Raw genomic sequence first — 25,273 nt, 5'->3', positions numbered from 1 at the left:
AAAAAAAGAGATTGCGTATCGCAATCTCTTTTTTACCAAAAACATAAATCTAAATTCACCTAATTTATATCTTCAACCAGTTACCATTGACATCTGAAAAAACAGTAGCCTTCTGGTCACCAACTGATATTTCGAGTTTATACTCTTTTTTTTCATTAACAAATGCTTTTACTAGTTTTGCACCAGGATAAGCAGTTTGTAAAGCGGTTTTTATTGCAGGCGGTACAGCATCAGCGCTTACTTCTGTATACTCTGTCTGAACAGACACGGTAACTTTAGCTTGCTCCTGAATAGTAGCTGTATTTGCATAAATTGATAAACTTCCTAAAATAATTGCTACTGATAAGATCAACTTTTTCATAATACTAATTTTTAATATTTCGGGGCGATGACTCCTTTGTCATCTGTAAAAACAAAATGTTTCTCCTGGCTTTCGCCTGAATTAAGTTCTAATTTATATTGCTTTTTTGGGTTTACATAAGCCTTAACAAGCTTAGAACCGGGAAAAGATTTCTCTAAAGTAGCCTTTACTTCTAAAGGAAGAGCCTCCAATTTAATCTCTTTATAGTTGTCTTGAAATTCTACAATGTTCAAAACTGACTTTTTAGATATTGCTGCTTCCGCATTCATAAATAACCCTCCTAAAATAATTGCAGCTGATAAAATTAATTTTTTCATAATGTTTGATTTTTTAATTTAGTATTAGCTGATAAAATTAGGGAATTATTTTTTTATAATGTTTCCTGAAGCATCTGCATATACAGTATACTTTTTGTCGCCACTTGAGATCTCTAACTTGTACTCATTCTTTTCGTTTTTATACGCTTTTTCAAGCTTTGTGTTTGGAAAAGATTTTTCGATAGTTGATTTCACAGCTGCTGGAACAGCATCTGCACCAATCTCAGTAAATTCATCCTGAACATTCACTGACTGAGTCACTGAAGTTTTTATTTGAGGATTACCAGCCTGAACTGATAAACCTCCCAGAATGATTGCTGCTGACAAGATTAACTTTTTCATAATAATAGTTTTTTATGGGTTACTTAATTATTTTTTAATTATGTTACCGGAAACATCTGTATAGACCACAGACTTTTCACCTCTTACGGTTACTTCTATTTTGTATTCTTTTTTAGAGTTTACATATGCTTTATCCAATTTAACACCTGGATACGCATTATCTAATGATGTTTTGATAGCTGCCGGAACAGCATCAACTTCTTTATAATCGTCCTGAACATTTACTGTTTGAACCATTGAACTTGTCACGTCCACATTTTTCGCTTGCATTGACAACCCTCCTAACAGGATCGCTGCCGATAAGATTAACTTTTTCATAGTGATAGTTTTTTACGGTTGCTTTTAATTATTTTTTAATCCAGGTTCCATCTGCATTAGCATAAAGAGAACCTACTTTGTCACCTGCTGTAACATCTAGTTTATATTCTGATTTAGCATTTTTGTATGCTTTTGTCAAAACTGCATCCGGATACGCTTTTTTAAGAGCATCTGTTATTGCAACTGGCACTTCTACAACTTTAATTTCAGTGTATTCGTCCTGAATTGAAATTGTTTTTACGATTGTATTTGTAATTGGAGAAGTTGAAGCAAATGATGTTAAACCTCCCAAAACGATTGCGGCTGATAAAAATAAATTTTTCATAATGTGTATATTTTAATATTGTTAATTTTATTTTAGTATTGTGAATTTGAATCTTCACGTTAATTTACCTGATTATTTTTTAATCCAGGTTCCATCTGCATTAGCAAAAAGATTTCCTACTTTGTCCCCTACGGTAACATCTAATTTGTATTCTGCTTTTTCGTTTTTGTATGCTTTAATAATTACAGCATCCGGATATGCTTTTTTCAAAGACTCAGCAATTGGAGCTGGTAATTCTTCTAATTTGATTTCTGTGTATTCATCTTCAATTGAAATCGTTTTTACGATTGTATTTGTAATTGGAGAAGTTGAAGCGAATGAAGTTAAACTTCCTAAAACAATTGCGGCTGATAAAAATAGATTTTTCATAATGTGTATATTTTAATTATTTATATAGTTGTTTACGCTTTAGATAATGAAATTATTATGCCGTAACTCAAACATTACGTTCTGAACCATGAAATCCCTTATAAATAAAGGGTTTATATATGTTGTGCCAAAAATTGAGACTTTAAAAAAGTGTGTAATTTTCTAAAACACTGTGTAAAAAGTATACACAAATAGTGTTTACCTGATAATTTAAACAAGAAAACCCGACTAGTTTTTAAACTGTCGGGCTTACTTTTATGGTATAAAACAAAAAAGCTGTCAAAAAATTGACAGCCTTTATATTATTCTTCTATAGGTTTCATTTTAAATGTATCCATAAATGCAGTTGTATAATCTCCTGCAATGTATCTTGGATCATCCATCAATTGTCTATGGAAAGGTATTGTAGTTTTTACACCTTCAATAACAAATTCATCTAAAGCTCTTCGCATTTTGCTAATTGCTTCGTCACGAGATTGTGCCGTTGTAATTAACTTTGCAATCATTGAATCGTAATTTGGTGGAATTGTATAACCAGAATAAACGTGAGTATCTAAACGAACTCCGTGACCTCCCGGCATATGAAGTGTAGTAATTTTTCCTGGTGAAGGGCGGAAATCATTATAAGGATCTTCGGCATTAATACGACATTCGATTGCGTGTAATTCAGGTAAATAGTTTCTTCCCGAAATTGGAATTCCCGCTGCTACCATAATTTGCTCACGAATTAAATCGTAATCAATAACTTGTTCCGTAATTGGGTGTTCAACCTGAATACGTGTATTCATTTCCATGAAATAGAAGTTTCTGTGTTTGTCCACTAAAAATTCTACAGTTCCTGCGCCTTCGTATTTAATGAATTCCGCCGCTTTTACAGCAGCTTCTCCCATTGCAGTACGTAATTCGTCAGTCATGAAAGGTGAAGGTGTTTCTTCGGTTAACTTTTGGTGACGACGCTGAACAGAACAATCTCTTTCAGAAAGGTGACATGCTTTTCCGTATGAATCTCCAACAACCTGAATTTCGATATGACGTGGTTCTTCAATAAGTTTCTCCATGTACATTCCGTCATTTCCAAATGCTGCAGCAGCTTCCTGACGTGCACTTTCCCAAGCTTTCAATAATTCTTCTTCTTTCCAAACGGCACGCATTCCTTTTCCACCACCACCAGCAGTTGCCTTAAGCATTACCGGGTAGCCAAATTCTTTTGCTAATTGTTGTGTTTGTTCAAAAGATTCTAATAAACCGTCAGAACCTGGAACACATGGAACTCCTGCTGCTTTCATTGTAGCTTTTGCAGAAGCTTTATCTCCCATTTTATCAATCATTTCCGGAGCGGCACCAATAAATTTGATTCCGTGTTCCTGACAAATTTTTGAGAATTTAGCATTCTCAGAAAGGAAACCATAACCCGGATGAATTGCATCTGCATTTGTAATTTCTGCAGCAGCAATAATATTTGACATTTTCAAATACGATAAGTTACTTGGAGGAGGACCAATACAAACCGCTTCGTCAGCAAACTTAACATGTAGACTTTCTGCATCGGCTGTAGAGTAAACTGCTACAGTTTTGATTCCCATTTCTTTACATGTACGAATTACACGAAGTGCAATTTCTCCTCTATTCGCAATTAATATTTTTTTAAACATCTTTTTAAAATTAGATAATTAGATAAATTAGATAATTGGATAAATAGATTTTAAGCACTTTCGAAAAAGTCTAAAAATCTAAAATCTAACGATCTAAAATTAAGATGGATCAACTAAGAATAAAGGTTGGTCAAATTCTACAGGAGACATATCGTCAACAAGAATTTTTACAATTTTACCTGAAATTTCTGATTCGATTTCGTTAAATAATTTCATTGCTTCAATTACACAAAGAACATCACCTTTAGAAATAGTACTTCCTACTTCAGTAAAAACTGCTTTGTCCGGTGATGGTTTTCTGTAAAAAGTTCCAATAATTGGAGATTTAATAGTAATGTATTTAGAATCTTCTGCCGGAACAGATGCCTCGCTGGTTACGTTTACAACTGCTGGAGCTTGTTGAGGAGCAACTGCTTGTTGCAATGCAGCCTGAGCAGGCAATTGTTGTACATAAGTAGTTTCAGCATTTCCTTCTAAAGTTGTTCTGATAGTGATTTTTACATCATCCATTTCTAACTTTACTTCTGCAACTCCCGAATTTGCTACAAATTTGATTAGGTTTTGAATTTCTTTTAAATCCATAATGATTTGTTTTTAGTTTTAATTTATTTCTTATCGTAAGCCCATTTTAGGTAAATAGATCCCCAAGTGAATCCACCACCAAAAGCGGCAAAAATAATATTATCTCCTTTTTTAAACATATGTTCAAAATCGTTTAATACTAAAGGCAATGTAGCTGAAGTCGTATTACCATATTTTTCAATATTCATTAATACTTTCGAATCTTCAAGATTCATTCTGCTTGCCGTAGCATCAATAATACGTTTGTTTGCTTGATGTGGTACTAACCAACTAACATCTTCATTAGTCAAATTGTTTCTTTTCAAAATCAATTCGCTTGCATCAGCCATGTTCGTTACAGCATATTTAAAAACGGTTTTTCCGTCCTGAATAATATTGTGTTGTCTATTTTTTACGGTCTCTTCTGTAGTTGGGATTAGAGAACCTCCGGCAGGAATTTTAAGAAAATCACGTCCTACACCATCGCTTCGTAAGTATTCATCTTGTAAGCCTAAGCCTTCATAATTTGGTTCAAACAGAACGGCTCCCGCTCCATCTCCAAAAATAATACAAGTTGCTCTGTCTGTATAATCTACAATTGATGACATTTTATCTGCCCCAATTAATAATACTTTTTTGTATCGACCTGACTGTATGTAAGCAGCAGCAGTCGACATTCCGTATAAGAAACTTGAACATGCAGCTTGCAAATCATATGCAAATGCGTTTATAGCTCCAATTTCTGTTGCAACATAAACTCCTGTAGAGGCTACGGGCATATCTGCTGTAGCTGTTGCCATTATAACCATATCAATCTCTAACGGATCAATATTTGCTTTCGCAATCAAATCCTTTGCTGCTTGTATTGCAAGAAACGAGGTTCCTTTTTCAGCATCTTTAAGGATTCTTCTTTCCTTAATTCCAGTACGAGTAGTAATCCATTCGTCATTGGTATCTACCATAGTTTCTAAAACTTTGTTCGAAAGTACAAAGTCAGGAACATAAGCTCCAACAGCGGTAATTGCGGCTGTGATTGTATTCATTATATTCTATTATTTCGTTTCAAATACACCGTATCTGAAAAATTTTTAAAAGACTTGAAAATTACAAAAAAAAACGAAATGAATTTGTACGCATTTTCTTAAAAACAGAAAATTATAACCAACAAAAAAAACTCTCACTATGTGAGAGTTCTAGTATCATTTACAAAAACGTATTAAGCAACCGCTACAGATTTATCGATAACAACTTGCCCTCTGTAATACATTTTACCTTCATGCCAGTAAGCTCTGTGGTATAAATGTGCTTCTCCAGTAATAGGACATGTAGCGATTTGAGCTACAGTAGCTTTATAATGTGTTCTTCTCTTATCTCTTCTTGTTTTCGAGATTTTTCTCTTAGGATGTGCCATTTTACTATATTATTTATCCGTTAATAGTTTTTTTAATTTGTCCCAGCGCGGGTCAATATCTTCTTCTTTTTTACTCTCTTCTTTAACTTCTTTGACTGTTAGCTCATTTAGTTTTTTCAAGGCTTCTGTTTGCAAACTTCCGTCTTTTACTCCTGGATGAACTCGTTTTAGCGGTACCGAAAGCGCAATCATTTCATAAATGTATTGTACTACATCCAGTTCATGCTCTCCGTGCGGCAGGATCAACAACTCTTCGTTATCATTATTGAATTCATCTCCAAACCGAACAATTAATTTCATTTTCCCTTTTATAGGAAGATCAAAATCTTCGCCTGTCAGATCACAAGGCACATTTACAGTTCCTTTGTGTTTGAATTCCAACTCTAACATGTTGCTTTTCTTATCTAATACTAAACCTACTTTGATATCAGAACTTTGAAATTCTTCGTAATCAAAGTTCTCAAAGAACGCGTTACTTATTTGATACTCAAAATGGTGTTTTCCCAGTTTTAATCCCATGAAAGGAATTAAAAATTCTTTTGATTTGCTCATCTCAACATCAATTTTGTCAACTCTTATCTAAAAATCAGATACCTGAATTGGGGTGCAAAGATATAAAATTATTATAAAACTAATAATCTTATTCACCTTTTTTTGTTTATAACTGTTTTTCTTTTATTTTAAGAGGTTTTTGAGTAATCTCCTCATGCTGATTTCTTGCATTAAAAATATCTATTGCAAGATAAACCGCCTCTTTAAATGAATTGTAATCTGCCATATCTTTTCCAGCAATATCATAGGCTGTACCGTGATCCGGCGATGTTCTTATTTTATTTAAACCTGCTGTATAATTTACTCCTTTTCCAAAAGATAATGTTTTAAAAGGAATTAATCCCTGATCGTGATATGTTGCTACAATGGCATCATATTTTTCATATTGACCGCTTCCAAAAAATCCATCGGCAGGAAACGGTCCAAAAACCATAGTTCCGGCATCAAATATTTTTCTCAAAGCGGGTCTTAAAACAAGATCGTCTTCTTTACCAATAACGCCGCCATCACCTGCATGTGGATTTAATCCTAAAACTGCAATTTTTGGTCGTACAATGCTAAAATCCTGAATTAAAGATTTTCTGATGGTTTCGATTTTTCTGGTAATTAACTCTTCGGTTAAATTTGCAGAAACTTCGCTTAACGGAACATGATCTGTCAATAAACCAACTCTTAAATTATCCTGCACCATCATCATCAATGCATTTCCTTCTAATTCCTGATCCAGATAATCTGTATGTCCCGGAAATTTAAAATCCTCTGACTGAATATTGTATTTATTTATTGGAGCCGTGACTAAAACGTCAATCAAATCCTCTTTTAAAGCTTTTGTAGCGGCAACAAATGATTTAATGGCATACTCGCCTATTTTCTCATTATTTGTCCCTAAATTGATATCAACTCCTTCTTTCCAAAGATTCAATACATTTACTTTTCCGGTTACGATTTGATCTAATTTATCAATTCCATGAAACTGAACTGTTGATGTAAAGCTTTTTTTAACAAAAGAAAGAACTTTTGCATTTGCAAAAATAACCGGCGTACACATTTCTAACATGCGTGAATCTTCGAATGTTTTGAGTATAACTTCGCTTCCAATACCGTTTAAATCTCCTATTGAAATTCCAACAATTATATTTTCTGCTTTTTTATTCATGAGCTCAGGCTATTTATTAGGTGTTTGATTATGTTTTCCCTTCAAAAAACATTCTTTTCGATTTAAGATAAAACAGAATAGCCTACAAAAGATAGTGGCTTTTTTCATCTGTTTTGACTGCAAAGATAGGAATAAATAATATGAATATAATCACGCTTACGCCAGCTATTAAAAATCAAATTTGAAATTAATGCTTTTATAAACAAAAAAAAGGATGAAAATTTAGTACAACTTTCATCCTTTTTAAAACTTTAAACTTTCTTAAACTATGCTTCTTTTGGCTCCGGTAATAATATTGAAGCTATTACTGATATTATAAGAACTGCTCCAATAACTAATAAAGAGTAAAGAGACTCGATATGATAGAACGGAGAAATGATCATTTTTACCCCAATGAATGCCAATATAATTGCTAAACCATATTGTAATTTGCTGAATAGGTGAATAAAGTTATCCAATAGGAAAAACAATGCTCTTAATCCTAAAATCGCAAAAATATTAGATGTATAAAGTATAAACGGATCATTTGAGATTGCAAAAATTGCCGGAATTGAATCTACCGCAAAAAGTAAATCTGTAAATTCTATTACTGCAACTACTACTAATAAAGGCGTTGCCAGTTTTTTTCCGTTTTCGAATGTAAAAAATTTATCTCCGTCGTATTTATCGCTTACGCTGAAAAATCTTCTAATTAACCTTGCTCCTCTTGTATTGTTGTAATCTTCGTCATCATCTTCATCACCTGCAGACCATGATTTTATACCTGCATACACTAAGAATAATCCAAAAGCTGTCATTATTAAGTTAACATCATATTTAAAACCTGGCATTCCCACTAAACTTAAAAGCTTGTTTAAGTAAGTAAGTTCAATTAAGAAAGCACCTGAGAATATAAAAATCGCTCTTAAAACTAGTGCTCCAATAATACCCCAGAACAATACTTTATGTTTATTTTGATTGGCTACATCAAAAAACTTAAAGACTAATATAAACACAAAAAGATTATCTACAGAAAGTGCTTTCTCGATCCAGTATGCTGATTGAAATTCATAAAACTTAGCCGATCCTGCGTAGTAGTAAACCAAACCACTAAAAAGCATGGCTAAACTAATCCAAACAAGTGACCATGTGATTGCTTCTTTGTTTGTTACAACGTGGCTTTTTTTATTAAAAATACCTAAATCTAATAATAGCATTATAAGAACTGCGATCGCAAAAACAGCGATTAATCCTGGATGTTCCGAAAAAATAGGGTGTTGATTCATTTTTGATTTAATTAATTATTATTGTGTTTTACTTTTATTTATTTGCCATTGTTATTACGATTACTCTTCCGCCATCTTCTTTTGAAAGTAGTATTTTTTTGCCATCAGTCAATTCTACCATTGAACCAATAGGGATTTCCTTATCTTCGGTTACATCCTTCAAAGATGTCATTTTTTGGTTTACCAATACCCATGCATTATTAAAAAATGTAAAATAACCTACAGGTACTTTTTGTGCCGCTGTTATCTTTTCGTTTCTGGTAATATTTCTGTTTACGTGCCATTGAAATAAATACTGATCATTATAAACCATCAATCTATGATTTTCTGGTTTCCAGACTGATTCCTGAAATTGATAATATAAATCTAAAACCGGCAATGTTCCTTTGTGGGCTGTTCCACAAAACGGACATTTGGGGGTATTGGTGTTATCAAAAACATACCATTTTTGCTCGCAGGAAACGTTATGGCATTTCTGCATTAAATCGGTTGTTTTTAATAATCCTATTTCCCATTCTTCCGCGGTTGGCCTTTGCATAGGATTGTGTAATCCCTCTATAAAAACCTTATCAAACAATGCTTTTAAGTACGGTCCTGTAATTGTATACGGAAGTTTATTTATATCCGCCCACGGCAAATCCCATTTAGAAACCTGATCCAGTTTTGGTCTATTTGCAGGATCTGTTGGGTGTTCAATAAACATTGCTTTTTCACCCATAGAAAGCAAATCATCAATTTCTGTATCCAGATCGTGCACTTTTCCTCCTTTTAAAGGATGTCTGTGCAATAAAAACATATAGATCAGAACTGGCAAAGCATGTAAATCAGTTAAACGATTTGGCAATTTTCTGTTGGGATCTGTTTTATTTAAATGTTTGGTCGAAAGTACTTCCGGTGCAATAAATTCAGCTGTTCCAATTACCTCAGCCTGAAACAAACCCGGAACTACTAATCCGTCAAGGTCAATCATACATGCAGATTTCTCAACCGGATCAATTAATACATTATTATAGGACAAATCAGAATGTGCTAATCCCATCGCGTGCATTTTTTTTACGCCGCGGGTCAAATTAACACAAACCTGAAAATAACTCAGCCAATCTCCTAATTCTGAATTAGCAACTCTAAGCGGAAAATGTGGATTTCTGAATTTAGGTCCGGCAAACCACTTTCCGTTTTTTTCTTTTCCCTGAATCAGATCGCTTGTGGCATATCCTTTTTTAAAGAAAAATTTCGAATTATAAATCGGAACAATTATTCCGGTCAACCCTTTATGTTCAATAACATCAGTTGGCCATCTGTATACTTCATTCAAATAATAATCGCCGGCTTCTCCGTTCTGAATTTGGGATAAATATTTATTTGTTATTTTCTGAAGTCGTTCTTTTTGGTTAAAATCTAGTTTATCTCTAAAAATAGCAACTACATATTTTTTGTCCGGACTAAAATAAACATCTTTTACGCCACCACGCATAGGTTCACCATTATCAACAAATTGATATGATTTTGTAGTGTCGTTAATTGATTTTACAGTAATTGTACTCATATTTTAGTAAATTATGGCAAGCGTTCTGTCGTCATGATTTCCGGGACTCCAGAAATCCATCCAGGTCGAAAGTTGATTAGCGACTTCAGTATTTCCGGTACTAAAATCGACTTTATGTCCGTCTTCATTATTTCCTTGTAAATCTCCGAAAAATTCATTCCATTTTTCTATTTTTTCCAAATTAGCTTCTACAACAAATTTAGGATCATAGATTCCGTCTGTCATTAATACCAAATAAGAAAAATCATCGACTAATTTAAAACCAAAACGCGTAGAAAACTTATCACTTTGAAATATTTCCGGCATTGTAATAAATCGTGTTCCGCCACCAAAATCTCCAACATCCAGCCAGTTCATTAGTTTTATCTCCGTCAACTCTTTATTTAATAATCCGATAGGGCAATCTCCAACACCAAATGTTAGCAACGCATAACCAAAATCATATTTTTTAACCAAAGCAAAAATAAGCGTTGCGTGAAAATTCGCTAGTTCGGTTTCGCTTTTTATCGCAAATTCTTCTATTTGTTTATTGGCGAAATGAGCCGCTTTTGACAATGAATTATAAACAAAATGGCTTATTTTTTTTGATGAACTTTCATCTGATTGTTTATGATGAAGCAATAATGTTTCATCAAATTCTTTTAAGCTTTCTTCGGTGAAATTTTCTTCAAAATATTGAATAACAGCATCGCAGGCAATTTTTGAACCTTTTCTTGACAAACGTGCAGATCCCGCTCCATCTGAAACGGCTAATAAACTCCAACCTGTTTGGTTGATGTTTTTAAAGGCAAAATCATCTTCTCTAAATGCACCAGTATTTGCGTGACTTCTTCCTCTTTTGGAAGCTACTACAATATTTTTGTCTAAAAACTTCCCTGAAACAGCAACATTATCTTCTTTATAAAAAGGATCATTTTTATCGCTTTCCAGATTTTTCCAAAGTGATTTTGGATCCGGATTTATAATTAGTGTTAGTGTTTTTTCATTTAAAGCAGCATCTTCCGGTTCGCCTTCAATTCTAAATAATATTTTTATTTTTAAATCTCCACTTATTTCCGGAGTTCCGGAAAGTGTTTCTTCTTTTGCATCAAATTGAAGACCTGTATTTTCTAATCCTTTTATTTCAAAAGCAACAATATCCTGCCAATTCAGTTTAGTGAAATCAAGTTTTGCTTCGTATTTTTTATTTACCGTACCATTTGGTATTGACACAGCTTGTATCATAATATCGTCAATCCTGGTTTTCAACTTCCAATTTTCCATAATCATTCTTTGGTTTTCCTGAATTATTTTTACCGAATTCACATTGTTTTCATTAGCAATAAATTCATCAAAAAGAGACAATTTACCTGATGGTATTTCTATTTTGTTTTGCGTCAAAAAGGCTTTAAGATATCGCTTGGTTTCTTCCATGAATTATCCTTGTGTTCTGTTGACATCAAATCCGCCTTCGCCGGAACCATAACTTCCCTGATTGCCGCACCACGGACAAGTACTCACATCTTCATCACCAATACAATGTATTTTACCGCAAACACAAACGGCAAAAGCAACCTGATTACCACAGCAAGGACATGTTGGCCCGCCAATAAGCTCATCTGTATTTACTTTATTACTAAAATTAGTAGTATCTGCTAATTCAAAATAAGCATTATCCACCTGATAAGCGCCAACTAATTTGTAATTTTTAGATGATAATTCGATTCCGGCATAAATTGATTCAGCAATTGTTTTGCGGTATTTCATTAAATAAGGTCGTTTGGTATTTTGACATTTACCATTTAATACCACAAAATTATCATCAACATATTGACGGTTTGGTTCTGCTTTAGTCAAATCAATTTTTGATAGTGTTTCTCCATCTAATTTTGCCAACTCAAAACCTGTCGAATTATTCTCTACGCTAATACTGCTTGTTTTTATGGAATCTGTAACCCATCTAAAAAACTCTTTGTACGATTGTACATTCGTATTTTTAAAATGCAATACGTTTTCTGTTAGTTCTCCCAGTAATTTTGTATCTGTTTCATTCCCAAAAGAAATCGCAATTAAATTAGCCGTTTTCTGCCAGTTTTGTTTCCATTCGTTTATCGCTGCCTGACTATCATCTGTAGGAACTCCATCTGTAAATAAGAACACAATAGGTTTCCAGTCGCCTTTTATTTCATAAGTGGTTTTAACAATATTATTTCTTAATTCATACATTAAATGTCCCAGACCTTTGCTTAAGGATGTCCCGCTGCCTATTGGGAATTTAGGCGGATAAAAACTCACTATTTCCTGTAACGGAACTAATGTTTTGGGCTGACCTGCAAATACTATAATTGAAACAAAAACGGTTTCAAGTGCATGAGGATCTGTTTTTAATGCCTGAATTATGGTAGCCAAACCTTCCTCAACCTGCTGAATTGGTTCTCCAACCATTGACTCAGAAATATCTATTAAAAAATATATGGGTAATCTTCTCATGTTAAAGGAAATTTAATAGCATTAAAAAAATAATTAAAAGTACAATCTGCGTCATATCAACTGCTAATCCCACACCAACCTGAAATGGTTTTATCATTTTTTTGAGAAAATTGAGTATGGGCGAAAATATACTATTGAAAAAATCAAAAATATTTCGGTATTTAGGATTTAGCTTGTCTTTGTAAGGCAATAATTTTGAATACAAAAACAGTCCGATAATTAAAATCTGAATAAAAATTTTTACGAAATTCATTATGAAACCGCTATTATTAATTCGCTTGCAATTTGCTTAAAAACCTGTTCTTCATCAGCATTGATTTTTTTTGATCCATAAACCGAAACTCTATTATTAGCTGTCATATAATTGATAGAGAAAGCGGCTCCATAACATTTATTAGTACTTTTAAATGGTATTGAATGCAACACTTTTATATACATACAATTTTGACGTATAATAATCTCATCGATATAAAAATCAGTTTCAACATAATTATTAAGCAAAGTCCGTCTGGCTTTTTCAATAGAAAAATTAGCAGATCCGGCAGTTTTATAACAGATGTTCAAACTATCAATATTCATATTTTCTAATTTTTCTTCTTCTGTAAATTCATAAACAACCTCATATGTAGTATCTCTGTAAGAACTTACGCTGGCTGAGTTTGACGAAGTATCTGCTTTTTGAATGAGGTGCACAATTAAACCAATAACCGATATTATAATTGAAAGTACTTCCATACTTTAAATTACTACGGTTATTTCGCTTGGCGGAGGAGGCAATGTCACACTTTCTCCGGTTCCCTGACTTTTATTTCCTTGTTCAATAGTTTCTGAAACCCATTTGAAAAACTGTTTCAATGTAGCACTATCAGCAGAGTCCAAATGTACAACATTGTCAGTTAATTCTTTCAAAATATCATCATTTGCCATATGTCCGGCTGCACAACCTACGACGGCACCAAAACTTAGATTTTTTATTTCCTGTATTTTTTGTCTGTAAAATTGTATGTCAGAAGGTTTTCCATCAGTAAAAACAAAAAGCAACGGTTTCCAGTCTCCTTTTTGCGTTGAAGATCCTTTTATAACTTCGGTTTTTACTTTTTGAATAACAAAATCCAAACCTGCACCTGTGTTTGTTGGTCCGCTTTGAGGACAAATAATTTCGGGAAGCTGAAAATTTACTAATTCTGTCAGCGGGACAATTTCTTTTACTTCTCTGTCAAAAGTTATTATACTAATCCAGAGCGAGTCTAAAGCCTGTGCATCTGAACGAAGTGTATTAATCATTCCGCTTAAAGCATTATTCAAAGCTTGAATTGGTTCTCCGTACATGGAACCTGAAGTATCTAATAAAAAATATACCGGTAGTCTTCTCATATTACTTTAAAAAAATAATTTAACAATAGAATTATTCAACTTACATTCTAATTATGTTTTATAAACAGACTCTCAAAATTTGTCAAATAAACTTTTATTAAGATATGATCTTTAAAAAGTCTATTTGACTAAATTGATATTTTTGAATTCCGCCTTTGAGATTTTTAAACTACTATGTTTAATTCTGATGGCGGCGGAGGCAATTCTTTTAATCCTGTAAGTTCTTTGCCAAAATCTTCGACTTTTGTTGAAGTCACACCAATTGAAGCTGTCACCCATTGAAAAAACTTACCAATACTGGCGCTATCAGCATTATCAAGACTTACTACATTATCTGTAATTTTTTTCAGGATATTGGTATCTGCACTTCCTCCTGCTCCACAAGCAACCGTAAAAGCAATTTTCTGTTTTTTGAATTCGCTTAAACCGCTTTCCCAATTATCAGTAGGAATCCCGTCGGTCATAATAAAAACCAATGGTTTCCAGTCGCCTTTTTGTTCTGTAGTCGTTTTTGCCACTTCAGTTTCAATTTTATGAGCGACTAGTTTTAATGCATCTCCCAGAGCAGTTACTCCTGTTGCTTTAAGATCGACCATTTGAAAAGATGCCAAATCGGTTAACGGAATAATCTGTTGCGCTGTGGTATCGAAAGTTATCACGCTTAAAAAAGCAGTTTCGATTGCCTGCGGATTTTGTCGTAATGAACTAATCATCATTTGAACGCCATTTTTAACAGCTTCGATAGGCTCACCAGTCATTGAACCGGATGTGTCTAATACTAAATATACAGGCAGTCTTCTCATGGTACTATTTTTTTATACAGGAATATTATATGTTGGAACTTCAGTAGTATTACTTTCCTGATTAGAACTTTCAACACCATTTATATTGTACGTACTTGTATTTGCCTGAGGATCATTTTGAACCAGCTGACTCATTACAACTTCTGTAAAATCTTTACCTCCTACTATATGATGATACATAGAACCTATTGTGTAAATTGGTCCCCAGGGAAATCCCCACCAGCCTACAAAAAAATTCAGGATAACATATCCATAGGAATACTTGAATGTATTTTCATCAGGTCTGATAAAATAAATAGCAGAACTTCTTTTTAAGGTCATTAAAATAAAGGATACCGTGTACGGAAATACGACAAACTTCCCGCCTTGCTGAACCAGATCTCTCACTTGAGAAACACTTAGTCCTTCTATATTTTTTATTTCCATTACAGGTAAGACTGAACAATTTTATGAATCGTTTGTCCTAAAAATGTATCATCTGTTGGATCACCAATTGCACTAAATTTCCATTCATTGTTTCTCTTATACAATTTGCCCATAATGATTGAGCGTTTGTTTACATATTGAGGATCTGCAGAAACGTTGTATGAGGCAAATTCAGACACTACTTTTGTAGGCGTACCTTCGTACATTCTGATTTTTGCATATGGAATTTGAGCGAAATCTTCTTTTCCGGCATTATTTAAAAAGAAAAATATTTGAGTCACTTTAGCATCAACTTTAGACAAATCGACAGTTATAATTTCGTTATCTAAACCATCATCTCCACCTGTATCACCTGCAAGGTCATCACCAGTGTGTTTCAAGGCTCCGTCAACGCTTAACAACTTCCCTTTTGGTAAACCAAATTGCTGTAAAACTTCTACTCTGTATAACGGAGAATACAAATGATCACAAAGTTTGTTTTGATCGTCAATTAAGATACAGCTTAAATCTAAGTCGATATCAATAACGTTTTTTGACAATCCTAAAAACCCTCTGGTTTCAATTGCTCCCCAGTTTACACCAACGCAAAAGCTTGTTAATGATTCACCGCTTGATTTTCTTAAATCAATTTTTTGTCCCTTTGTTAAGTTAATTGCCATGCTGTAATAGTGTTTTAAATTAGTTATATTTATTTAAATAATCCTGTAAGCCACCTTTCATTCCTATTCCAACAGCTTCAAATTTCCACTCGTTGTTTCTTTTATAAATTCTTCCAAATTCAACAGCTGTCTCTATAGAAAAATCTTCATCAAGTTCATATTTTACTAACTCAGTATTGGTTTGATCCACAATTCTGATAAATGAATTTCTAATCTGTCCAAAATTTTGTCTTCTTGTGTCAGCATGGTGAATGGTTACTACAAACGAAATCTCAGTAACATCCGGCGATACGGTTGATAAGTCGATTTGTATTTTTTCATCGTCTCCGTCACCGGCGCCTGTTAAATTATCTCCTGTATGAATTACTGATCCATCAGGTGATTTTAAATTATTATAATAAACAAAATGGTTATCATTTGGAATTTTTCCATTGGCACCAATTAAAAAAACCGAAGCATCTAAATCAAATCCTTCACCTGTGCTACTGGAATTACTGTCCCAGCCAAGTCCTACAATAAATTTTGGAGCATCAATACTCTGTCTTTGACCTTTTTCTAAATTAATTGCCATTTTTATCTATTTTTTATTTAATATTAATATTTAACATTGTTTTTAAAATGTTCGTTTGTTCGTCGACATTTTGTAAATCTTCAATAAAATCAATTGATGTGATTTTATTTAAATAATCTTTCAGCACTTCATTCACATTTTCGGGAAGCGATGTTTTTACTGTACTTAATTCTGATTCTAAACTGGCGTTTTTGTTTTTTAATTGCGTTATAATCTCTCCTTTGACTGAATCATTTTTCAAGAGATTAATTTCTTTTTCCATTTCACTTTCTAAAAAATAAAATGCTTTTTCATTGGCAATAAAAACAAATTTGTCGTTTGAATCCCTGAATTCATACACTTCAATAATTTCATTATTACAAATTAAGCCACATGAAAATTTAATTTTAAAATTCAGGACGTTTAATCTCCCTAAAAGTTTTTTCTCGAACTTCGAATATTTATTTTCATATAAACTCTTCTTTGAAGTTGCGAGTTTTTCATACTGTTCAATAGTAATTTCTCTGTAATATTCTGTTTTGATACTATCCGAAAAACTTATGATTTCATTCCAGTTAAAAAAAACGGCATCTTCTGTAACAAACATTTTATAAAGTTCTTCAATTTTTTTGGACATGTTTTCAGCATGAGTCCGTAACAATTGCGGAAGTTTAAAATCTCCAATCTCTGTTTTTAATTTTGATATAATATCCTTATTGATATATATTTCATCAGAAATTAAAAGGTATTGCTGCTCTTTAGATTTTTTTAATTTTTGAAATAAATCGATAAAACTACTCGTGTATTGAATATGAAACAGTTCTAATTTATTTATATCTAATGTTTTATTATTTTCAAAGAGCGTATGAATTATTTTTGTTTTTATCAAAACACCAACAAAATCCTTGTGATTAAAGAAATTGGATAACAATTCTAAAATCACAAGTTTTCTATTACTATCTTTTATTATTTGAACGTACCGTTCCTCTTCCTCTTGCATTTAATCAATTTCTTCTGGTCAATTAGCTTACAACCCCTTTTTTAAGTTCAATTTCAAGACTTTGTAATCCGGCATCCAATTGTCTTCTGGTTTCCGTACCCTGATCGTGAATTTGTTTTACTTCGGTTAAAGTATCAATTAATGATTTTGTAGTCATTTTCAATGTTTCCAGAGATACGACCGTATTTTCATTTTCTCTTGCTACTTCGATACTGTTTTGTTTCAGCATTTCGGCATTTTTCTGCAAAATAGTATTGGTTGTTTCAGATACTCTTCGTTGTATTTCAATGTTTTGTTTTTGTCTTTGCAAAGCAACTGCCAGCGTTAATTGATTTTTCCAGACAGGCATTGTTGTTGTCAGGATCGATTGTGCTTTTTCGGCAATTGACGTATTGTTATTTTGCACAACACGTATTTGCGCCAAAGACTGAAGCATGATAAAACGAACAATCTTCATATCGGCTAAACGTTTGTCAAGACGATTAATGAAATTTCTTTTATCAGATATTTGATAATCCTGGTATTGCGTAGGATTTCCTTCCATTACGGCAAGCTCTTCGTTTAATTCCTTAAAGCGAATTTGTCCTGCAATAATGTGTTTTTCCATTTCTTTGATCAGGTTCACGTTACCATCAAACATGGTTTGAAGCGCGCTGTTATCTTTAACAGAATTGATCATTCCGGCTTTTACTTTATTACTGATTTTATCAATATTTACAGTAATCTTATCGTATTGCTGGAATAATTTTTTTACATCAATAACTAATTTATTAAGAAGCGGAATTTTAGACAAAAATCGTTTAAACGGTCCCTGATCTAACTGGTCAACATCTACATAATTTAATTCTGTAAGCAAAACGTTTATCAAAGTTCCCACTTCGCCAGAATTGTAGGTTCTGACATTAGTTAAAAACGTATCACTTTGTTTTGCAATCGAATTTTGAATTTCGGCACCATAATTCAGGATTGAATTGGCATCGTTTTCATTTAACTGATTCGAAATGGATTTGTAATTGCTTACTTCAGCCTCTGTAATTGAGGTTAAATTCACATTTCCGTCCTTATCAATCAAAGCAGTATTTTCCTGAGTAACTAATTGATTTTCTGACATAGTTTATCTTATAAATGATTCTGTTGAATTGTAACAATAGTTTGTTCCAGTTTTTTATCGCTTGTTGGAACTCCAATTGCGCTAAATTTCCAATCGTCATTTCTTTTATAAAAAACGCCTAAAACCATTGACACATTTCCTGCGAAAGAAGCGTCATTTGCAATATCATAACGTGCAAATTCCTGAGTAACTTTTGTTGGAGTTCCCTCATAAATCCTGATAGAGGCAAACGGAATATCTTTAAAATCCTGACCTCTGAAACTATTTATAAAAAACGCAACGTGGTTTGCTGCCGGTGATAATTGAGAGAAATCTAAAGTAATTACTTCATTATCTAATCCGTCGTCACCATTTAAATCTCCTGTTAAATCGTCACCGCTATGTTTGATGGCACGATCATTTGAAATTAATTTTTTGAAATTTACTGAGTCAATATGTTTTTTTTGATCATCATAAACGGCACAACTTGCATCTAAATCTACCGGTTCTTTTTTTGTACCAAATAAACCTTTCTTTTCAATCGCACCCCAATTTACACCAACACAAATGTTGACTAATTTAGTACCATTACTTTTTTCAAGATTAATACGTTGTCCTTTTTCTAAATTAATTGCCATATCCTAGTTATATTTATTTAAGTAATCTTCTAATCCGCCTTTCATTCCTGCGCCAATAGCTTCAAATTTCCATTGTCCGTCTTTATTGTAAATTCTTCCAAATTCAACCGCTGTTTCAATAGAAAAATCTTCTTCTAATTCATATTTCACCATTTCAGTATTGTTGCTGTCATCTACAATTCTGATAAATGAATTTCTAACCTGACCAAAATTTTGTTTTCTGTTTACTGCGTCGTGAATCGTTACAACAATACAAATTTCTTTTACTGCTGCATTGATTTTTGTCAGGTCAATTTTTACCTGCTCGTCATCTCCGTCTCCATCGCCGGTTAAATTATCTCCTGTGTGTATTACAGAATCGTCCGGTGATTTTAAGTTGTTATAAAAAATGAAATGAGAATCAGATATTATTTTTTTATTATCGCCCAATATAAAAACCGAAGCATCAAGATCAAAACCTGATCCGGTGGTGCTGCTGTTTGTATCCCAGCCTAAACCTATTGTAAATTTAGGAGCGTTAATATTTTCACGTTGTCCTTTTTGTAAATTGATAGCCATAATTTTAATCTATTTTAATTACATTAATGTTCGTTTTATATTCTAAGATTTGATGATAATTATTGCTTATTGCCAAATGAAATAAATCATTACTGTTTTTTGCCGAAATGTTTTCAACCAAATAATTAAACTGGTCCTCGTTTAAGCTTAAAATGAATTTCACAATTCTGGTATTGTATTGAAAATGCTCACTGTTTATTATTGCAACAATATCTTCGACGTTTTTTACCGAAAAATAATTATAGTGATTTTCTATTTTAGGATGAATTTCTTTGTTTGCTAATTCGGCAAAATAAACAAAAACAAAATCACCGTTGACATTATACTGATCCAGGATTTTATTTACCGTATGTTCATGACTTCCTGTTATTTTGATATCATCAACAAAAATGCACAGTTTGCCTTCAATAAAATTGCGATCAATATAATACGTATCATTTGAGATCAGCTTCACTCTTTCGCTAAAATCTAAATTGCCATAATCTGTTACATACGTTTGATTTCTGTATATTTTAGATTCAATACTTGCCTTTTTATTATTTTTAAATAAAAAGCTGTTAAGTTCCTTTTTAAAATAATAACATAAAAAATTGGATGCCGTAGGTATTGATAAATACGGACTCGGCAGAATTACGATTTCCTGCTCTGATAAAATTAAATCCCTAAATTCATTAACAAACCCTTCAAACAATTCTTTTGCAAATTTCTCTGCATAGAATTTATCTCCAAATTTGAATTTACTATATTCTTCTTCTCTAAACGGACAATTATCTTTTTCGAGAATTTTGTGTAAACTGTAGCTTTTATTCACTTTTATATTTTTAATAGATGCGCATCAAATCCATATTTCAACGCACCGTTATAATCTGCAATACTGTTGTCTCCAATATGCAATATCTCTTTTTTTTCCGTCTTTTTAAATGCATTTACTTCATCAAAAACCAATTGAAAAATTTCGTTATTGGGTTTTGAAAAACCAACCTCATCAGAGTAAATCTGAAACTTAAAATAATCTGTTAATTCATAATATGCCAATAACTTTCTTAAAGTTCTTCCTTTAATAAAAGCAGTATTACTTAAAATATTAATAGACTTATTTTCCTGTGTTATTTCATGAAACAAATTCTTAATATTTGAAAACATCAGGACCGGTTTGTATTCCATAAATAAACGTTCGGTTTCGTTATAAAACTGATCTAATTTATCCGTTCCGTATTTATTAATATCAACTTCGAGCGCGTTTAAAATTAGATAATAAATCTCATACGTATTGATATTCAATCCCGTTTTTTCGTTAATATTATTACAGAGAACGTCGTAATATCGTATTACTTCACTCACTTTTTCAATTGTACTATCTATTTCGAAAAAATCCCGAAACATCAAATTTCTCTTGATTTTAAATTCTGGATGCGATTTTATCAATGTAAGCCATAAATCAAATGAAAGATGACTGTAGTCTATGTAATTTATTTTCAAATCTTCTTTTTTATAACAACAGGATTACCTGTTTGATTCAATAATTGAAAAAACTTTAGCTCTGTTTTAAAACACAGTTTCTCAAAGTTATATTTTCCAATTAAGTTTTGTAATTTCTTTTTAAAAATCCAAATTCACCACATTATCAACATGTTAAATAACGAAAACTATTTTACTTTTTATAAACAAATAGTTAACCTTACAAACATCTCTTATTTAATGATTTGTCCCGAAAAGTATTTTTCAAGAAAGAAACTTAAATCTGCTTTATATCCAATCCCTGAAGCTTCAAATTTCCAATTTCCGTTTCGTTTGTACAATCTTCCAAACTCAACTCCCGTTTCAATTGAAAAATCTTCGTCTAATTCATATTTTGCAATTTCCTGTCCGGTTGCATCATCTACAATTCTAATATAAGAATTTCTTACTTGTCCAAAATTTTGTTTTCTTCTTTCAAAATCTTCTATTGTAACTACAAAAAGGATTTCCTGAACATTGGCATCAATTTTATTCAAATCAACTTTTATCGCTTCATCATCATCTCCGTCGCTGTTGCCACCTGTAGGATCATCACCCGTATGTTCTAAAGCACCGTCAGGAGACGTTAAGTTGTTATAAAAAATAAAATAATCCTCCCCAAGAAGTTTACGATCTGAGTTGATCATGATAGCAGATGCATCTAAATCAAAATCATTTCCTGTCCCTTCGTTTGGATCCCAACCTAAACCAACAGTTATTTTTGATAATCCAATATCAATTTTTTGTCCTTTTTGTAAATTTATTGCCATTTTATTATCTCATTTATATTTATAAACATACAATGATACAAAAAAGGGGAGTAAGTAAGAATGAGGGTTTCCGTAAAAGCCGAAATATTTATTAACAAACTACCGAAATATCGCATAAAAAAAGCTTTTTCTAAGCAAACATCAATAATAACAAACAACTTTAAATTATTTTAAGTCTTGTTCGGTATTTTAAAGACCTTAAGCATTTTTTTTAAACTACATAAATATCGATTTACTAAATATCTCATAACATCAATTACGGTTTTGCTTTTTTAATCTAACTTTGTGGCAATACCAAAAAAAACTTCATTAAAGTAAAATAAAACGACAATGTTTACAGGAATTATAGAAACACTTGGAAAGATTCACGAGATACAAAAAGAGCAAAGCAATCTTCATATTACAGTAGATTCTTCCATCACAAATGAATTAAAAATAGATCAGAGCGTTTCGCATAACGGAATTTGCCTGACGGTTGTAGCAATAAAAGATTCTTTTTATACTGTTACCGCTATCGACGAAACTATTTTAAAAACAAATATTGGAGACTGGAAAACAGGAGACATTGTAAATCTGGAAAGAGGAATGAAACTTGGCGACCGTCTTGACGGGCATATTGTGCAAGGTCACGTTGATCAAACCGGAACCTGCATTAAGATTGAAGAAGCAAACGGAAGCTGGAATTATACTTTTGAGTATGATAAAAACCTAAGCAATATTACAATTGAAAAAGGCTCGATTACAGTAAATGGTGTGAGTCTTACTGTTGTAAACTCTAAAACAAACGAGTTTAGTGTTTCAATTATACCTTACACTTATGAAAATACAAATTTCAAAAACTTTAAAGTTGGAACAAAAATAAATCTGGAATTTGATGTAGTTGGAAAATACATTTCAAGATTATACTCGATCAACAAGTAATTCAAAAGTTACTTTACAAAAAAAAAGCTTCAATTTAGATTGAAGCTTTTCTTTTTAAATTATATTTATATATAGTATGAATACCAAAAATCAATGCACATACTAATAACAACATTATATTTTGATTAATATCACTCGTTGGAGGATTTAAAGGCGGTGGGTCATTATTTACCGACATTGGAACAGGCGGCTCTGCAGCTGGCGCAGCAATTATTGATGACAAATTTAACAAAGTCAAAAAAAGCACAAAAAAAACAGTCTTTATCTTCATAATTTTAACATGCTGCTAAACAGCAAGGTAGGTTGATAAATTTATTCGTTCTAATATAATTCGCACAAAAACAGGGGCTTACGGCAAATTATTCGACAAATGTATAAGATTTTAAGCAAAAAGCAAGTTTTTAATCAAAAAAACTTCTTGAAAATAACCTTTAGTTAACGAAGTAAGAAATAAGTCTGAAAATACAAATTCACATTTTATATACTTACGTATATTTTTACAATTTAGATTTTTAGAAAGACATTTATTAATGAAGTAAAACGAAAAAAGCCTCTACAATTACTGTAAAGGCTTTTTGTGGTCCCACCTGGGCTCGAACTAGGGACCACCTGATTATGAGTCATATTTAACTTATTTCACAATGGCTTATTTTCACCTATTATACCTTAAAATCAAGTAATTACAAAAATTATAAAACAAAATAAATCATTATAAATGATAATATTTGTAGATTTGTTCGTCAAATGTTCGTCAATTTTTGGCTGTTTTTCTACGATTGCCTAGCAGATGTTCGTCAAATTTACAAATTAAACCTTCAAAGAGAATGATTTCTTACAAATTAACATTAAAAAGCACTTCAAATGCCAAAGGAGAATATTCAATTATCCTTGTCTTTGTTAAAGATCGAATAAACACTAGTTTATCAATCAATAAAACATGTAAACATGAAGACTGGTCGTTTGATACCCAACGGCTAAAGAAATCGCATAAAGAGTACAAACAAATTAATGAATTAATCGAGAAATATTCGAATCGAATTAACGAAATAATTCATGATTTTGAATCAGACGAAACTCCGTTTACCATACAAGATATTATAACTAAATTCAAAAAAAAATCTGGCAAGCAGAAAGCCTTGAGTTATACTGATTTTCACGAAACTTTAATTGACGAAATTAAAAATGCAGGAAAACTGTCAACGAGTAATATTGAAAAGGACACATTAAAATCAATACAACGTTTTTTGGGTAAAACTGAGATCACTTTTAGAGATTTGTCTGTGGATGCAATCTATAAATACCAATCCTTTTTAAATGCAAATAAAAATAGCCAGAGCACCATTGGAATAAGAATTCGAACTTTAAGATCGGTCTTTAATAAAGCAATTAAAAGAGAAATCATTCCTGCTTCTATGTATCCTTTTATTAAATTTAAAGTATCCAAGATTAAAGAAAGTGGTAAAAAAGAATACTTGTCTGAAGAAGAACTTGACTTACTAAAAAAAGTAAATTTATCTAAAAAGAATGATATAATAGCTAGAGATATGTTTTTACTAAGCTATTATGGAAGAGGCATCAATTTCATTGACCTTATACAATTAAAGAAAAGGGACTTGTATAAAGAGACTATTACTTATAAAAGAAGTAAAACGGGAGTAATTGTAAATTTTAAATTAAACGAATTCTGGAAGCAAAAAATTAATGAATATACCTCTCCTGCCAGCTCTTTGTATATATTCAATATAATTCACAATAATCAAGATTCCGAAATCTATATAAATAACAGAAAGGAAAAATTCCTGAAACTTTATATAAACAAACCTATTAAAAAAATTATTACTGATTTGGGTATCCAAAAGAATATCACTTATTACTGTGCAAGACATACATTTGCTACAATCTTAAAATTTAATAATATCTCTATAGATATTATTAAAGAAGCTTTGGGTCATAAAGATATTAAATCTACAATGTCTTATTTAAATACACTTCCAAGTAACACTTTAGACAAAATGATTGATGATATTATTTTTTAAATTGGAGATCTAACACATTATAAAAATTCCCTTTTTTATTTTTATTTTTTTAAACTACTCTTACACATTCACTACAACACATCTATAAATCAAGACAATACTTAAGATTCAGTTCGTTATTTTTTCCAAATTAACAAACCTTTTCTAGCTTAAATAGCATCGGAATTTATCTACTTTGACTGCAAATTCTGGCAAAAGTGAGCATACCATTCCGGTAAAAGAGATCAGTTGATTCCGGTTTAAAGTGACCACCCTATTCTTGTAAAAGAGATCAGTTGATTCCGGTTCAAAGTGACCACCTCAAAAA

The 25,273-nt window shown here is 32.1% G+C and carries 32 protein-coding genes; 2 read left to right on the top strand and 30 right to left on the bottom strand.

Going from position 1 to position 25,273, the window contains the following annotated elements:
- Nucleotides 1-64: 64 nt before the first annotated feature.
- The 29 genes from KHA90_RS11720 to KHA90_RS11575 form a co-directional block, all read right to left on the bottom strand.
- Nucleotides 65-361, bottom strand: coding sequence for a hypothetical protein (locus KHA90_RS11720; RefSeq protein WP_213299668.1), 297 nt, complete (start codon nt 359-361; stop codon nt 65-67).
- 11 nt (nt 362-372) lie between these two features.
- Nucleotides 373-678, bottom strand: coding sequence for a hypothetical protein (locus KHA90_RS11715; protein ID WP_213299665.1), 306 nt, complete (start codon nt 676-678; stop codon nt 373-375).
- Nucleotides 679-723: 45 nt separating this feature from the next.
- Nucleotides 724-1,020 carry a PepSY-like domain-containing protein gene (locus KHA90_RS11710; protein ID WP_213299662.1) on the bottom strand — a complete coding sequence of 99 codons (297 nt, stop codon included), beginning with the start codon at nt 1,018-1,020 and terminating at the stop codon, nt 724-726.
- A 27-nt stretch (nt 1,021-1,047) separates the two neighbouring features.
- Nucleotides 1,048-1,338 carry a hypothetical protein gene (locus KHA90_RS11705; protein ID WP_213299659.1) on the bottom strand — a complete coding sequence of 97 codons (291 nt, stop codon included), beginning with the start codon at nt 1,336-1,338 and terminating at the stop codon, nt 1,048-1,050.
- 28 nt (nt 1,339-1,366) lie between these two features.
- A complete protein-coding gene (locus tag KHA90_RS11700; protein WP_213299656.1) occupies nt 1,367-1,663 on the bottom strand; it encodes a hypothetical protein in 297 nt (98 codons plus the stop codon).
- A 72-nt stretch (nt 1,664-1,735) separates the two neighbouring features.
- Complete coding sequence (locus tag KHA90_RS11695) at nt 1,736-2,032, bottom strand: hypothetical protein (RefSeq protein ID WP_213299653.1); 297 nt, start codon at nt 2,030-2,032, stop codon at nt 1,736-1,738.
- Nucleotides 2,033-2,334: 302 nt separating this feature from the next.
- Nucleotides 2,335-3,684 carry an acetyl-CoA carboxylase biotin carboxylase subunit gene (accC, locus tag KHA90_RS11690; RefSeq protein ID WP_213299650.1) on the bottom strand — a complete coding sequence of 450 codons (1,350 nt, stop codon included), beginning with the start codon at nt 3,682-3,684 and terminating at the stop codon, nt 2,335-2,337.
- A 99-nt stretch (nt 3,685-3,783) separates the two neighbouring features.
- Nucleotides 3,784-4,266: an acetyl-CoA carboxylase biotin carboxyl carrier protein gene (gene accB, locus KHA90_RS11685; protein ID WP_213299647.1), complete on the bottom strand. Its 483-nt coding sequence runs from the start codon at nt 4,264-4,266 to the stop codon at nt 3,784-3,786.
- Between the two features lie 23 nt (nt 4,267-4,289).
- Nucleotides 4,290-5,288 carry a beta-ketoacyl-ACP synthase III gene (locus KHA90_RS11680; RefSeq protein ID WP_213299644.1) on the bottom strand — a complete coding sequence of 333 codons (999 nt, stop codon included), beginning with the start codon at nt 5,286-5,288 and terminating at the stop codon, nt 4,290-4,292.
- A gap of 173 nt (nt 5,289-5,461) precedes the next feature.
- The gene (gene rpmF / locus KHA90_RS11675; protein WP_007137315.1) at nt 5,462-5,656 is read right to left on the bottom strand and encodes a 50S ribosomal protein L32; all 195 of its coding nucleotides are present in this window, start codon (nt 5,654-5,656) and stop codon (nt 5,462-5,464) included.
- Nucleotides 5,657-5,665: 9 nt separating this feature from the next.
- Nucleotides 5,666-6,208 carry a YceD family protein gene (locus KHA90_RS11670; protein ID WP_213299641.1) on the bottom strand — a complete coding sequence of 181 codons (543 nt, stop codon included), beginning with the start codon at nt 6,206-6,208 and terminating at the stop codon, nt 5,666-5,668.
- A 106-nt stretch (nt 6,209-6,314) separates the two neighbouring features.
- Nucleotides 6,315-7,364: a 4-hydroxythreonine-4-phosphate dehydrogenase PdxA gene (pdxA, locus tag KHA90_RS11665; protein ID WP_213299638.1), complete on the bottom strand. Its 1,050-nt coding sequence runs from the start codon at nt 7,362-7,364 to the stop codon at nt 6,315-6,317.
- A 266-nt stretch (nt 7,365-7,630) separates the two neighbouring features.
- Nucleotides 7,631-8,629 (bottom strand): TerC/Alx family metal homeostasis membrane protein, encoded by a 999-nt coding sequence (locus tag KHA90_RS11660; protein WP_213299634.1) that lies wholly within the window; start codon nt 8,627-8,629, stop codon nt 7,631-7,633.
- Between the two features lie 34 nt (nt 8,630-8,663).
- On the bottom strand, nt 8,664-10,175 hold the full coding sequence (locus KHA90_RS11655) for a helix-hairpin-helix domain-containing protein (protein WP_213299631.1): 1,512 nt from the start codon (nt 10,173-10,175) through the stop codon (nt 8,664-8,666).
- 3 nt (nt 10,176-10,178) lie between these two features.
- Nucleotides 10,179-11,588 carry a PP2C family serine/threonine-protein phosphatase gene (locus KHA90_RS11650; RefSeq protein WP_213299628.1) on the bottom strand — a complete coding sequence of 470 codons (1,410 nt, stop codon included), beginning with the start codon at nt 11,586-11,588 and terminating at the stop codon, nt 10,179-10,181.
- Nucleotides 11,589-11,591: 3 nt separating this feature from the next.
- Entirely contained in the window at nt 11,592-12,644 is a 1,053-nt protein-coding gene (locus tag KHA90_RS11645; RefSeq protein WP_213299625.1) for a TerY-C metal binding domain-containing protein, read from the bottom strand.
- A gap of 252 nt (nt 12,645-12,896) precedes the next feature.
- Nucleotides 12,897-13,379 carry a hypothetical protein gene (locus tag KHA90_RS11635; protein WP_213299619.1) on the bottom strand — a complete coding sequence of 161 codons (483 nt, stop codon included), beginning with the start codon at nt 13,377-13,379 and terminating at the stop codon, nt 12,897-12,899.
- A 3-nt stretch (nt 13,380-13,382) separates the two neighbouring features.
- Nucleotides 13,383-14,018, bottom strand: a complete 636-nt coding sequence (locus KHA90_RS11630) for a vWA domain-containing protein (RefSeq protein WP_213299616.1) — start codon at nt 14,016-14,018, stop codon at nt 13,383-13,385.
- A 164-nt stretch (nt 14,019-14,182) separates the two neighbouring features.
- On the bottom strand, nt 14,183-14,821 hold the full coding sequence (locus KHA90_RS11625; RefSeq protein ID WP_213299613.1) for a vWA domain-containing protein: 639 nt from the start codon (nt 14,819-14,821) through the stop codon (nt 14,183-14,185).
- A 12-nt stretch (nt 14,822-14,833) separates the two neighbouring features.
- On the bottom strand, nt 14,834-15,247 hold the full coding sequence (locus tag KHA90_RS11620; RefSeq protein WP_213299611.1) for a hypothetical protein: 414 nt from the start codon (nt 15,245-15,247) through the stop codon (nt 14,834-14,836).
- Entirely contained in the window at nt 15,247-15,906 is a 660-nt protein-coding gene (locus KHA90_RS11615) for a TerD family protein (RefSeq protein ID WP_213299608.1), read from the bottom strand. The genes KHA90_RS11620 and KHA90_RS11615 overlap by 1 nt, the downstream gene beginning before the upstream one ends.
- 19 nt (nt 15,907-15,925) lie before the next feature.
- A complete protein-coding gene (locus tag KHA90_RS11610; RefSeq protein ID WP_213299605.1) occupies nt 15,926-16,477 on the bottom strand; it encodes a TerD family protein in 552 nt (183 codons plus the stop codon).
- Between the two features lie 13 nt (nt 16,478-16,490).
- Nucleotides 16,491-17,456 (bottom strand): hypothetical protein, encoded by a 966-nt coding sequence (locus KHA90_RS11605; RefSeq protein ID WP_213299601.1) that lies wholly within the window; start codon nt 17,454-17,456, stop codon nt 16,491-16,493.
- A gap of 22 nt (nt 17,457-17,478) precedes the next feature.
- The gene (locus KHA90_RS11600) at nt 17,479-18,567 is read right to left on the bottom strand and encodes a toxic anion resistance protein (protein WP_213299598.1); all 1,089 of its coding nucleotides are present in this window, start codon (nt 18,565-18,567) and stop codon (nt 17,479-17,481) included.
- Between the two features lie 8 nt (nt 18,568-18,575).
- Complete coding sequence (locus KHA90_RS11595) at nt 18,576-19,184, bottom strand: TerD family protein (RefSeq protein WP_213299595.1); 609 nt, start codon at nt 19,182-19,184, stop codon at nt 18,576-18,578.
- Nucleotides 19,185-19,187: 3 nt separating this feature from the next.
- Nucleotides 19,188-19,742, bottom strand: coding sequence for a TerD family protein (locus tag KHA90_RS11590; RefSeq protein ID WP_213299592.1), 555 nt, complete (start codon nt 19,740-19,742; stop codon nt 19,188-19,190).
- Between the two features lie 4 nt (nt 19,743-19,746).
- Complete coding sequence (locus KHA90_RS11585) at nt 19,747-20,553, bottom strand: phosphoribosyltransferase family protein (RefSeq protein WP_213299589.1); 807 nt, start codon at nt 20,551-20,553, stop codon at nt 19,747-19,749.
- Between the two features lie 2 nt (nt 20,554-20,555).
- Complete coding sequence (locus tag KHA90_RS11580; RefSeq protein WP_213299586.1) at nt 20,556-21,221, bottom strand: HAD family hydrolase; 666 nt, start codon at nt 21,219-21,221, stop codon at nt 20,556-20,558.
- Between the two features lie 212 nt (nt 21,222-21,433).
- Nucleotides 21,434-22,009, bottom strand: a complete 576-nt coding sequence (locus tag KHA90_RS11575) for a TerD family protein (protein WP_213299584.1) — start codon at nt 22,007-22,009, stop codon at nt 21,434-21,436.
- 330 nt (nt 22,010-22,339) lie between these two features.
- On the opposite strand from KHA90_RS11575, the gene KHA90_RS11570 reads away from it, so the two are divergent.
- Nucleotides 22,340-22,930, top strand: coding sequence for a riboflavin synthase (locus KHA90_RS11570; RefSeq protein WP_213299581.1), 591 nt, complete (start codon nt 22,340-22,342; stop codon nt 22,928-22,930).
- A 34-nt stretch (nt 22,931-22,964) separates the two neighbouring features.
- On the opposite strand, the gene KHA90_RS11565 is transcribed toward KHA90_RS11570, so the two are convergent.
- The gene (locus tag KHA90_RS11565; protein ID WP_213299578.1) at nt 22,965-23,201 is read right to left on the bottom strand and encodes a hypothetical protein; all 237 of its coding nucleotides are present in this window, start codon (nt 23,199-23,201) and stop codon (nt 22,965-22,967) included.
- Nucleotides 23,202-23,754: 553 nt separating this feature from the next.
- On the opposite strand from KHA90_RS11565, the gene KHA90_RS11560 reads away from it, so the two are divergent.
- The gene (locus KHA90_RS11560; protein WP_213299576.1) at nt 23,755-24,966 is read left to right on the top strand and encodes a site-specific integrase; all 1,212 of its coding nucleotides are present in this window, start codon (nt 23,755-23,757) and stop codon (nt 24,964-24,966) included.
- Nucleotides 24,967-25,273 lie beyond the last annotated feature (307 nt).

It is taken from the genome of Flavobacterium psychroterrae (assembly GCF_018380615.1).
Lineage (GTDB): Bacteria > Bacteroidota > Bacteroidia > Flavobacteriales > Flavobacteriaceae > Flavobacterium > Flavobacterium psychroterrae.
The sequence above is the reverse complement of the archived record's forward strand: the minus strand, read 5'-3'. Positions and strand labels throughout refer to the sequence as shown.